9 protein-coding genes are annotated in these 10,448 nt (G+C 69.9%); 6 read left to right on the top strand and 3 right to left on the bottom strand.

Annotated features, from left to right (window positions below; genetic code table 11):
* Positions 1-218: 218 nt before the first annotated feature.
* On the bottom strand, positions 219-1,964 hold the full coding sequence (locus H576_RS0102110) for a glycoside hydrolase family 3 protein (RefSeq protein WP_036318664.1): 1,746 nt from the start codon (positions 1,962-1,964) through the stop codon (positions 219-221).
* Positions 1,964-3,262 carry an MFS transporter gene (locus H576_RS0102105; RefSeq protein WP_211215757.1) on the bottom strand — a complete coding sequence of 433 codons (1,299 nt, stop codon included), beginning with the start codon at positions 3,260-3,262 and terminating at the stop codon, positions 1,964-1,966. Before H576_RS0102105 ends, H576_RS0102110 begins: the two co-directional genes overlap by 1 nt.
* A gap of 115 nt (positions 3,263-3,377) precedes the next feature.
* Here H576_RS0102105 and H576_RS14025 point away from each other — a divergent pair, with 115 nt between their 5' ends.
* The 5 genes from H576_RS14025 to ccsB are packed head-to-tail and all read left to right on the top strand — an operon-like array spanning position 3,378 to position 8,053.
* Positions 3,378-4,019 (top strand): TetR/AcrR family transcriptional regulator, encoded by a 642-nt coding sequence (locus tag H576_RS14025; RefSeq protein ID WP_051172037.1) that lies wholly within the window; start codon positions 3,378-3,380, stop codon positions 4,017-4,019.
* Between the two features lie 4 nt (positions 4,020-4,023).
* Positions 4,024-4,632: a TlpA family protein disulfide reductase gene (locus tag H576_RS0102095; RefSeq protein ID WP_029149541.1), complete on the top strand. Its 609-nt coding sequence runs from the start codon at positions 4,024-4,026 to the stop codon at positions 4,630-4,632.
* Positions 4,629-5,381, top strand: a complete 753-nt coding sequence (locus H576_RS0102090) for a cytochrome c biogenesis CcdA family protein (RefSeq protein WP_029149540.1) — start codon at positions 4,629-4,631, stop codon at positions 5,379-5,381. The genes H576_RS0102095 and H576_RS0102090 overlap by 4 nt, the downstream gene beginning before the upstream one ends.
* The gene (gene resB / locus H576_RS14020) at positions 5,362-7,035 is read left to right on the top strand and encodes a cytochrome c biogenesis protein ResB (RefSeq protein WP_036318659.1); all 1,674 of its coding nucleotides are present in this window, start codon (positions 5,362-5,364) and stop codon (positions 7,033-7,035) included. The genes H576_RS0102090 and resB overlap by 20 nt, the downstream gene beginning before the upstream one ends.
* Before the next feature lie 25 nt (positions 7,036-7,060).
* Positions 7,061-8,053, top strand: coding sequence for a c-type cytochrome biogenesis protein CcsB (ccsB, locus tag H576_RS0102080; protein WP_029149539.1), 993 nt, complete (start codon positions 7,061-7,063; stop codon positions 8,051-8,053).
* 9 nt (positions 8,054-8,062) lie between these two features.
* On the opposite strand, the gene H576_RS14015 is transcribed toward ccsB, so the two are convergent.
* Complete coding sequence (locus H576_RS14015) at positions 8,063-9,424, bottom strand: HNH endonuclease (RefSeq protein WP_051172035.1); 1,362 nt, start codon at positions 9,422-9,424, stop codon at positions 8,063-8,065.
* A 240-nt stretch (positions 9,425-9,664) separates the two neighbouring features.
* Between H576_RS14015 and H576_RS0102070 the strand changes: the two genes are divergently transcribed.
* Positions 9,665-10,291 carry a superoxide dismutase gene (locus H576_RS0102070; protein WP_029149538.1) on the top strand — a complete coding sequence of 209 codons (627 nt, stop codon included), beginning with the start codon at positions 9,665-9,667 and terminating at the stop codon, positions 10,289-10,291.
* The last annotated feature ends 157 nt before the right edge of the window (positions 10,292-10,448 follow it).

Below are 10,448 nucleotides of genomic sequence, written 5' to 3'. Positions count from 1 at the left end.
CCAGTCCTGCTGATGAGGCGTGCCCGCGCGAGGGCCGTCCTTCGCGCGGGGATCTGCCCCCCGCGCGGCCGATCTTCGGCCGAATGGCCGCTGGGCGGCGTGTGGCCGCGGGGCGGATCCGTTCGCGCGGCCGGACATGCGCGAACGACCCCCGGAAGGACGAATGGCCGCGCGAAGGGGATCCCTCGCGCGGCCATTCGCCGTCGTGCGGCGTGGAGTCAGTACTCGAGGCCGGCGCCGAAGCGGTAGAGCGGATCCTCCGTCGCGAAGGGCGCGTCGCTCGGGCTCGCGACGACGGCCTGCATCGAACGCGGCAGGTCGAACGGCAGCCGGCCGTGCGGCGCGGCGGCGCCGGTCAGCACGTCGAGGATCGCGGCGTCCGACGCGCCGAACTCCACCACGAGGCCCGCGGCGACCTCGTCGATCGGGGCGAGGATCGCGGGTCGGTCGAAGTAGACCACCACGACGGTCGGGACCTGCGCCGACACCGCGCGCACGTGCTCCAGGACCTCGGGGGCGAAGTCGAGGGATCCGGCGTGGAACATGCTCTCGAAGCGCCCCGGCCGCGGGTCGAACGGCGCGCGCAGGCGCAGGATCGCGACGTCGGCCTCGGCGGGCGTCGCGGCGACCTCTCCGTACGAAGACGCGCCCTCGAGGCCCTCGACGTACAGCTTCCGCGCCTGCGTCGGCAGGACGGATCCGTCGTTGCGCAGCATCGTGAGCGCTGCGCGCTGTGCGGCCTCGCCCTCGGCGACGAACTCGGCGCTGCCGACGATGCGCACGGCCTCGTCGACGTCGACATACGGCTTCTCGAACAGCCCGAGGCGGAACTTCTCGCGCAGCAGGCGGCGCACCGACTGGTCGATGCGCTCCTCCGAGACGCGGCCCACGCGCACGAGCTCGACGACGAGCTCGGGGCGTGCCTCCCCGCCGAACTGGTCGCAGCCCGCGTCGATGATCCGCTCGACGCGGGTCAGCTCGTCGAGATCCTCGGCGCCCCAGGCGCGAGCGACGGCGGGCTCTCCCATCAGCAGGCCGTCGGTGATCAGGCCCCAGTCGGTGCACACGACGCCGTCGAAGCCGAGCTCCTCGCGCAGCAGACCCGTGATGACCTGCTTGTTGAACGCGAACGCGACCTCCTCGAGGTCGGTCCCGACGGGCATGCCGTAATAGGGCATGATCTGCGAGGCGCCCGCCGCGAGCGCCTTGCGGAACGGCTCGAGGTGGTACTCGAAGCGTCCGGCGGGGTAGACCTGCTCGCGGCCGTACGGGAAGTGCGGGTCCTCGCCGTCGAGCTGTGGCCCGCCGCCCGGGAAGTGCTTCGTCATGGTCGCGACCGACTCGGGGCCCAGATGGGATCCCTCGAATCCCCGGATGTACGCGGCGACGAGATCGCCGGTCAGATCCGCGTCCTCGCCGAATGTGCCGCTGATGCGCGCCCAGCGCGGCTCGGTCGCGAGGTCGATCTGCGGGTGCAGGGCCGAGCGCAGGCCGACCGCGAGGTATTCGCGACGGGCGATGTCGGCGAACCGCTCGACGAGCTCGGGGGAGCGCAGCGCCGCGAGCCCGAGCGTCTCGGGCCACTGCGAGAACGAGCCGGCGGCGGCCGCCGTGCCGAGGTTCTCGGTGAAGTGGTGGCGCGGATCCGTCGAGAACGTCACGGGGATCCCCAGGCGCGTCGCCGCCGCGCGCTCCTGCACGAGGTTCTGCCAGCGTGCGAGGACGGCAGGCTCGGGCGACGGGCCGAGCAGGTTGAAGTGGGTCATGTGCAGCTCGTCGATGGCCTCGGCGGTGCCGGGCAGGTCCATCTCGGCGCTGCGCTCGGCGAGCCCGCCGTCCTCGCCGATGACGATCATGTGCTGGAACATGAGGCCGGCCTTCTCCTCGAGCGTCATGCGCGAGGTGAGGTCGTCGACGCGGTCCTCGAGCGGCGCCTCGGCGTCGCGGTAGAGCGGTTCGGTCATCAGCGGACTCCCTTGATGCGGTAGACGAGGACGGATCCGATCGCCGCGACGACCGCTCCGAGGAGGAACCAGGTCGAGTACCCGCCGATCGGCAGGGCCGACCCGAAGGCGAGGACGGCGGGGGCGATCGCCGGGGCGACGGACTGGGGGAGCGCGTTCGCGATGTTGAGGACGCCGAGGTCCTTCGCGCGATCCGCCTCGTTGGGAAGGACGGAGGTCGCGAGGGCGAGATCGACGGCGAGGTAGGAGCCGAAGCCGAGCCCGACGACGAGCTGCGCCGCGTAGACGACGCCGAGCGACGGGGCGAACGCGAGGACCAGCAGGCCGACGACCATGATGAGGCCCGCGATCGTGACGAACGGGCGGCGCATGTGGAACCGGTCGCTGAGCCAGCCGCCGAGCATGCTCGCGACGACCATCCCCGCGACGCTGAAGACGTTGGCGACGAGCATGACATTCGCGAGCTGGTCGCCCGCGACGCCGAAGTCGTCGGTGAGGTAGTACGCGAGGTAGGTGTTGATGCCCGTGTAGCCGAAGAACATCAGGAAGCGGTTGATCCAGTTCCACCCGAAGTCGGGGTTCCTGCGGGGGTTGAAGACGAAGGATCCGAAGAACTCGCGCCACGTGAACGGCGTGCCCTCGTTCGACTGGGCGCGGCGATCCCGGAGCAGGAGCGCGAAGATCGCGCAGCCCACGAGGGCGACGATCGCCGGGACGCCGAAGCGCAGGAGGTCGGTAGGCAGCAGGGCGACGGCGGTCGATCCGACGAGGATCGCGAGGGGCGTCCCGACGCCGATGATGCCCGACGCGCGGCCGCGCTGGGCGTCGGGGACCTGATCGGGGACCGTCGCCGTGATGGCGGCGAGCGCGGCGTTGAAGCCGGCCTGGGCGAGGCACCAGGCGATCAGCACCATCCACACCTCGGTCGCGAGCCCGATGCCGATGAGTGCGACGAAGCCGACGGCGGCGCCGCCGATGATCCACGGGCGACGGCGCCCGAACCGCGAGCGGGTGCGGTCGGACAGGCGGCCCGCGACGGGGTTCACGACGAGGGCGAAGAGGGCGCCGACCGACGCGACGAGGCTGAGCGCCGTCGCGGCGCCGTCCCCCGCGATGGAGAGGAGCTTGAGCTGCAGGCCGACCAGGGCCGGGGTGAGGGTCGCGAGATAGATCGCGAACGCGCCGATGCCGAGGGAGGGAAGGTATCCGCGGGGCGTCTTCTCGACCGTGCGCGAGACCGTCGTGGTCGCGGCGTCGTAGAGGGGCGCGGGCTTGCGTTGCGGCGGGGTAGCAGTCATCGATGACTCCATTGACTTCGGGTGGGGGATCCGCGTCGTCGGCGGACGCCCTCATGCTACGCCGGTTTTGACCAGATGGTAAATTCTCTCGCAGACAACGGAAGTCTGGTGATCGATGACTGATCAGAACGAGCCCGCATACGGTGCGAAGGGCGCCGCCCGGCGGGCGCACATCCTCGAGACGGCGTCGCGCCTGTTCGGCGAGCACGGGTACGCGGGCGTCTCGCTGCGCGACATCGCGCGCGCGGCCGGCGTGACGCACCCGCTGCTCGTGCACTACTTCGGCGGCAAAGAGGATCTGCTGCGCGCCGTGACCGCCACCTGGATGGAGCGCGCGCAGGGCCTCGGCCTCCTCGACGACGAGCACGAGGAGAACAGGCCCGCCCAGATCGTCCGCCTCGCGGAGGAGAACCTCACGGTGCCGGGATACCTCGAGCTCTTCACCAAGACGGTCGCCGACGCGACGTCGGAGTCGCATCCGCTCCACGAGGAGTTCGTCGACCGCTACGCGATGGTCCCCGCGAACCTCACGCGCACGTTCGAGCGGCTGCGCGCGAGCGGGCTCCTGCGCGAGGGAGTGGATCCCGAGGTCGCGGCGCGCTCCGTCATCGCGCTCGAGGACGGTGCCCAGCTGCAGTGGGTCTACCACCCCGATGAGGTCGACATCCCGCGGCTCGTGAGGGCGTATCTCGATCAGATCCTCGTGCGTCCCGTGGACCTCTCTCCCAGCCCGGACAAAGGCCCCGACGTAGGATGAGCGGGTGCTCTCGACCCCCCTCTTCCGGCGCGCGGCCGCCGGCGTCGCGGCCCTTCTGACGGTCGCCACGCTCGCGTCCTGCAGCCAGGACGCGACCACTCAGCAGTACCTCGAGGGCGACAACAAGGGGTACATCTCGGGCGATTTCCGGGTCGACGAGATCGCCGCCGCCGACCGCGGCGAGCCCGTCGCCTGGGCCGGGTCGACCGAGGACGGCGACGCGCTCTCGAGCGACGACACCGCGGGCGACGTGACGGTCGTGAACTTCTGGTACGCCTCGTGCGGCCCGTGCATCGTGGAGGCCCCCGACCTCGAGCAGGTCTGGGAGGAGTACCAGGATCAGGGCGTGCAGTTCGTGGGCGTCAACATCTACGACAGCGCCGAGACCGCGCAGTCCTTCGCGAAGGACAACGACGTCACGTACCCGAGCATCATCGACGTGAACTCGGGATCCGTGAAGCTCGCGTTCGCCGCCGCGACCCCGATCAGCGCGACGCCGACGACGCTCGTGCTCGACAAGGAGGGGCGCATCGCGGCGCGCATCATCGGCCGCCTCGAGGACGCGTCGATCCTCTCGACCCTCGTGGGTGACGCCCTCGACGAGACCGCGTGAACGTCGAGCAGATCGTCGGCGGCGGGGCCCTCTGGGCGGCGCTGCCGATCGCGCTCGCCGCGGGTCTCCTCTCCTTCCTCTCGCCCTGCGTGCTGCCGCTCGTGCCGGGATACCTCGGGTTCATCTCGGGTGCCGTGTCGCCGAAGGGCATGCCGACCGGCGGTCTCGCGCCGCGCGGGCGCCTCGCCGGCGGGGTGCTGCTCTTCATCGCGGGCTTCACGGTCGTGTTCATGGCGATGAACGTGTTCTCGGGCACGGCCGGCGTCTTCTTCCTGCGCTTCAACGACGTCATCACCCGCGTGATGGGCGCCGTGATCATCCTCCTCGGGCTCGTGTTCCTCGGGTTCTTCGGGCTCATGCAGCGCGAGGTGCGCCCCGAGACGCGCGGCAACCTCGGCCTCGTGGGCGCGCCGCTGCTCGGCGTCGCCCTCGGAATCGGCTGGGCGCCGTGCATCGGCCCGACCCTCGCCGTGATCCTCAGCCTCTCCTACGGCACGGGCGACCCGTGGCGCGGCGCCCTCCTGGGCCTCGTCTACTCGCTCGGCCTCGGGATCCCCTTCCTTCTCGTCGCGCTCGGCTTCGGCTGGGCGACGCGGTCCATCGCGTTCCTCCGGAGGCACATCCGCACGATCAACATCATCGGCGGCGTGCTGCTGATCCTGTTGGGCGTGCTCATGCTGTCGGGCGTGTGGGGTCGCATCATGTCGCAACTACAGGTGGTGATCGGCGGTGTCGTACTCCCGCTCTGACCTCGACGGAACCGACCCGAAGCGGCCGTCCGACCACATCGACGCTGACGAGCGCGGTGAGATCACCTCGCCGAAGCTCGGCGTCGTGGGCTGGCTGCGCTGGGGGTGGCGGCAGCTGACGAGCATGCGCACGGCGATCGTGCTGCTGCTTCTCCTCGCGATCGCGGCGATCCCCGGCTCGATCTTCCCGCAGCGCATGGCGAACCCCAACGGGGTCACGCAGTGGAAGAGCGACAACCCGGATCTGTACCCGCTCGTCGACAACCTCCAGCTGTTCGACGTGTACCAGTCGGTGTGGTTCTCGGCGATCTACCTCCTGCTGTTCGTCTCGCTCATCGGCTGCATCATCCCGCGCATCAAGCACCACGCGAAGGCACTGCGCACGCTCCCGCCGCGGACGCCGGTGCGGCTCAGCAGGCTCGCCGACTACCGCGACGAGCACGTCGCGGAGGGCGATGCCGAGGCCGCCGTCGACGCCGCGCAGGCGCAACTCAAGAAGCAGGGCTATCGCGTGACCCGCTACGACGGGCGGGGCGCGTTCTCGGTCTCGGCGGAGCGCGGTTATGCGCGCGAGACCGGCAATCTCCTCTTCCATATCTCCCTCGTGGGTGTCCTCCTCTCGGTGGGCCTCGGGAACCAGTTCGCCTACACGGGGCAGGCGGTGATCACCGAGGGCGAGACCTTCGTGAACTCCCTCCTCAACTACTCGTCCATGAACCAGGGGCGGCTCGTCGGCGACGATGCGCTCGCGCCGTACGCGATGACGCTCGACTCCTTCGACGTGAATTACGTGCCGTACGGCGAGGCCGGAACGGGTCAGGCGGGCGACTTCTCGGCGAACGTCACGATCACCGAGCCCGACGGATCCACGTCGGAGGACTCGGTGCGCGTCAACCACCCGCTGCACGTGCACAACGATTCGGTCTACCTGCTCGGGAACGGATACGCGCCCAAGATCACGGTCCGCAACGCCGACGGAGACGTGGTCTACAGCCAGGCCGTGCCCTTCCTGCCGCAGGACAGCAACCTCACCTCGCTCGGCGTCGTGAAGGTCACCGACGGCATGCCCGAGCAGCTCGGCATGGTCGGCTTCTTCTACCCGACGCAGAGCGAGCTCGACACGGGCGCGATGACGTCGATCTTCGGCGACCTGCTGAACCCCGTGCTGACGCTCAACGTGTACGAGGGCGACCTCGGCATCGACGACGGCACCCCGCGCTCGGTGTACACGCTCGACCCGACCGGCATGGATCAGCTGACGGGCGGCGACACGGGCATCGACTCGCTCGAGCTCTCGCCCGGCGACACGGTCGACCTGCCGAACGGCCTCGGCACCGTCACGTTCGACGACGTCACGCCGGACGACGCCGACCCGAGCACCGTCGGCTACACCGAATCGGTCGCCCGATTCGCGTCGCTGCAGGTGCACCACGACGTCTCGGCGCTGTGGGTCCTGACCTTCGCCGTGCTCGGCGTCCTCGGGCTCGCCTCGGCGTTCTTCATCCCGCGCCGTCGCATGTGGGTCAAGGCGACCCCCGACGGATCCGGTGGCGTCCGCCTCGAGTACGCGGGCCTCGCGCGCGGGGAGGATCCCGCGATCCGAGACGTCGTCGACAAGCTCGCCGACTCCCATCTCTCATCCCTGTCGCACTGACTTTTACGAATCGTAGAATCGCCTTATGTCCGCGGAAGACACCGTCACCTTCGCCACCTGGTCGCTGATCATGCTGTGGACCGCCATCGCGGTCTACGTTCTGGCGTTCATCTCCTATGCCGTCGACCTCGCGAACCGCTCGCAGGCGTCGGCGAAGGCGAAGGACCGCGAGGCGGCGCTCGTCGGCGCCACGGGTTCGGGATCCGTCGCGGTCGCCGAACGGCCGACCGAGTCCGAGGTGCCGCAGCGCTTCGTCATGGCGCGGATCGGAACGACCCTCACCTGGATCGCGTTCCTCCTGCACCTCGGCGCCGTGATCCTGCGTGGCATCGGAGCGGGCCGCGTGCCGTGGTCGAACATGTTCGAGTTCGCGATGACGTCGACCCTGCTCTTCACCGCGGTGTACCTCGGTGCGCTGTTCTGGAAGGACCTGCGCTACATCGGCGCCTTCATGACGGGCCTCGTGACGGTGCTGCTCGGCGCGGGCGCCATGCCCTCGATCTACGTCGACATCACCCCGCTCTCGGATCCGCTGAAGTCGGTCTGGCTCGTGATCCACGTGTTCGTCGCCTCCCTTGCGACCGGGTTCCTCGCACTCTCGTTCGCGCTGAGCGTCGCGCAGCTCCTGCAGACGCGGCGCGAGCACCGGATCCGCGAAGACGAGTCGCGCGCGAGCAAGCGCAGCATCCTGCGCACGCTGCCGTCGGCCGAGAACCTCGAGGGCCTCGCGTACCGCTTCGCGATCATCGGCTTCATCTTCTGGACCTTCACGCTCATCGCGGGCGCCATCTGGGCGAACGACGCCTGGGGCCGCTACTGGGGCTTCGACACCAAGGAAGTGTGGACGTTCATCATCTGGGTGCTCTACGCGGGTTACATCCACGCCCGCGCGACCCGGGGATGGCGCGGGAACAGGTCGGCCTGGCTGTCGATCGTCGGCTTCGTCGCGGTGCTGTTCAACTTCTCGATCGTCAACATCTTCTTCCAGGGCCTGCACGCGTACAGCGGCCTGGAGTGATCCGAGCCCTCATGCCGCAGGCCTGACGCGGTCGCGCGCTGCGGGGCGCGAGGAGCGGTCGCCGCTCCACCATTCGGGTGGGGTGAACCACACGCGGTCGCCGGCCTCGACGTCGATGCGCCAGCCGTCGTCATGGACCCGGTGGTGACAGGCGGTGCACAGCAGGACGCCGTTGGCGAGGTCGGTCGATCCGCCGTGGGACCACCAGCGGATGTGATGGACGACGGTGCGGCCCGGCGGCGCCCCGCAGAATGCGCAGCCGCCGTCGCGTTGGACGAGTGCGAGCTTCTGCGATCGGGTGAACAGGCGCTCGCGCCGACCGAGATCGATCGTCGCGCTCGATCTGCCGAGCACCTGGGGGATCGCCTCGGCGTCGGCCGCCAGGCGGCGGAGCGCGCCCACCGGGAGCGGGGCCTCGACGCCGTCGATGCGCACGACGGTCTGGCCGGTGCTGATGAGCTCTTCGCCGGTGAGGTTCGCGCCGTCGAGGAGCTGGTCGAGCGTCATGCGCACGACCAACGTGGTCGTGGGCTTGGTGGGGACGGCATCGCACCCGAGAGCGTGCGCCGCGAAGGTGGCCAGCGCGTCGGCGCGGATCTGACCCGGCGTGCGTTCGTCGCGCAGGAGGTCGTCGTCCTGATGCTCGTTCGAGCGGATCACCCGCGTGACCTCGGCCTCGAGGAGCGTGATGATCGGGGCGGCGGTCTCCGCATCGAGCCGTGCGTCGATGCGGGTCATGCCGTCGGCGTCCTGGCGGATGGCGAGTGCGCGGGCGGCGCGGTTGCGTTCGTGGCGTTCGGCGACCGACTCAGGGCGCAGCGCCGCCTCGGTCTCGGTCAGGAGCCGACGCGCGTCTCGAGAGGTGAGCCCGGGGATCCGTGCGGCGAGGTCGCGCTCGGCGCGCTCGAGCCGATCCGGTGGGACGTCGCGCTCGTGGGCGCCCAGGAGGTCGATGATCGACCGGGCCTGCTCGGCCGTCAGTGCGCCGTCGGCGAGCGCGGCCGCCACGTGCGGGTGCCTGGCGGGCTGGGGATCACCGGAGAGATCGGTGCGCGGCGCCGTCGCCCTGCCGACCTCGACGAGCGTCGCGGCCTCGCGCGGGGTCGTGCCGCCGACCGTCGAGATGAACGCGTTGGGGTTCGCGAAGCCGCGCCTGCGGGCGAGGGACTCCCGCCCCGCGCCTCGCGACGATCGGCCGTCGACCTCGGCTGCGATGACCGATCCGAGCGCGTCGAGCGCCTTGCGCGCGCGGCCGACCGCGTAGAGGACGGAGGTCAGCTCTTCGCCGGACATGGACGCGGCGTCGGCCTGCGCACGCGCATCGCCGAACAGGCCGGTCGCCTGGTCGAGGAGGTCGCGCGTCGTGGTCATGGACCCATTCCATCGGGGATCTCTGACAGACGAAGGCCCGGTCAGAAGGTGATCCGAAATCTGTGGACAGATCGTCGGAACCGGTATCTGTGGACGCGCTGACCCCGGGACCGACACGCCCGACTCCGGTCTCGCGTCGTGCGATCGGCGCGTCGAGACGACCGATTCCGACACACCTTGACCTCAACCCTTCTTGAGGTTCTACGGTAGGGAGTACACCCTCACGAAAGGACGCCTTCGATGGCTGTGTACTCTCTCCCCGACCTTCCCTACGACTACTCGGCGCTCGAGCCGCACATCAGCGGCAAGATCATGGAGCTGCACCACGACAAGCACCACGCGACCTACGTGGCGGGTGCCAACACGGCGCTCGAGCAGCTCGAGGCGGCTCGAGCGAACAGCGACTTCGCGAACATCAACAAGCTCGAGAAGGACCTCGCGTTCCACGTCGGCGGCCACACCAACCACACCGTCTTCTGGAACAACCTGTCGCCGGAGGGCGGCGGAGAGCCCGAGGGCGAGCTCGCCGCCGCGATCGCCGACCAGTTCGGTTCCTTCGCCGCGTTCCAGGGCCAGTTCGGCGCCACGGCGAACGGGATCCAGGGCTCCGGCTGGTCGGTCCTCTCGTGGGACTCGATCGCCCAGCGCCTCTCGATCTTCCAGCTGTTCGACCAGCAGGCCAACGTGCCCGTCGGCCAGACGCCCCTCCTCATGCTCGACATGTGGGAGCACGCCTTCTACCTCGACTACCTCAACGTGAAGGCCGAGTACGTCAAGGCGTTCTGGAACATCGCCAACTGGCAGGACGTCGCGGCTCGCTTCGACCGCGCGCGCACGCAGACCCCGGGTCTGATCGTCGCGGCCTGACGCAGGCTTCTCCGAAGGCCGGTGGGATCCGATCCGATCCCGCCGGCCTTCGTCGTGCCTGCGGGTGGTCGCGCGGGGGATGGCCGCGTGGTGGATCCGCTTCGCGCGGGGAAACGGGCAGGAAGCCGCGTGAGGGGTGGCGTTCGCGCGGGGATCG

The sequence above is a fragment of the Microbacterium indicum DSM 19969 genome (assembly GCF_000422385.1).
Classification (GTDB): domain Bacteria; phylum Actinomycetota; class Actinomycetes; order Actinomycetales; family Microbacteriaceae; genus Microbacterium; species Microbacterium indicum.
The sequence above is the reverse complement of the archived record's forward strand: the minus strand, read 5'-3'. Positions and strand labels throughout refer to the sequence as shown.

Excerpts from the sequence above, each read along its gene's own strand:
- H576_RS14025 (WP_051172037.1), top strand. The coding sequence starts at position 3,378 with ATGACTGATCAGAACGAGCCCGCATACGGTGCGAAGGGCGCCGCCCGG.
- H576_RS0102070 (WP_029149538.1), top strand. The coding sequence starts at position 9,665 with ATGGCTGTGTACTCTCTCCCCGACCTTCCCTACGACTACTCGGCGCTC.
- H576_RS0102110 (WP_036318664.1), bottom strand. The coding sequence starts at position 1,964 with ATGACCGAACCGCTCTACCGCGACGCCGAGGCGCCGCTCGAGGACCGC.
- H576_RS14015 (WP_051172035.1), bottom strand. The coding sequence starts at position 9,424 with ATGACCACGACGCGCGACCTCCTCGACCAGGCGACCGGCCTGTTCGGC.
- ccsB (WP_029149539.1), top strand. The coding sequence starts at position 7,061 with ATGTCCGCGGAAGACACCGTCACCTTCGCCACCTGGTCGCTGATCATG.
- H576_RS0102105 (WP_211215757.1), bottom strand. The coding sequence starts at position 3,262 with ATGACTGCTACCCCGCCGCAACGCAAGCCCGCGCCCCTCTACGACGCC.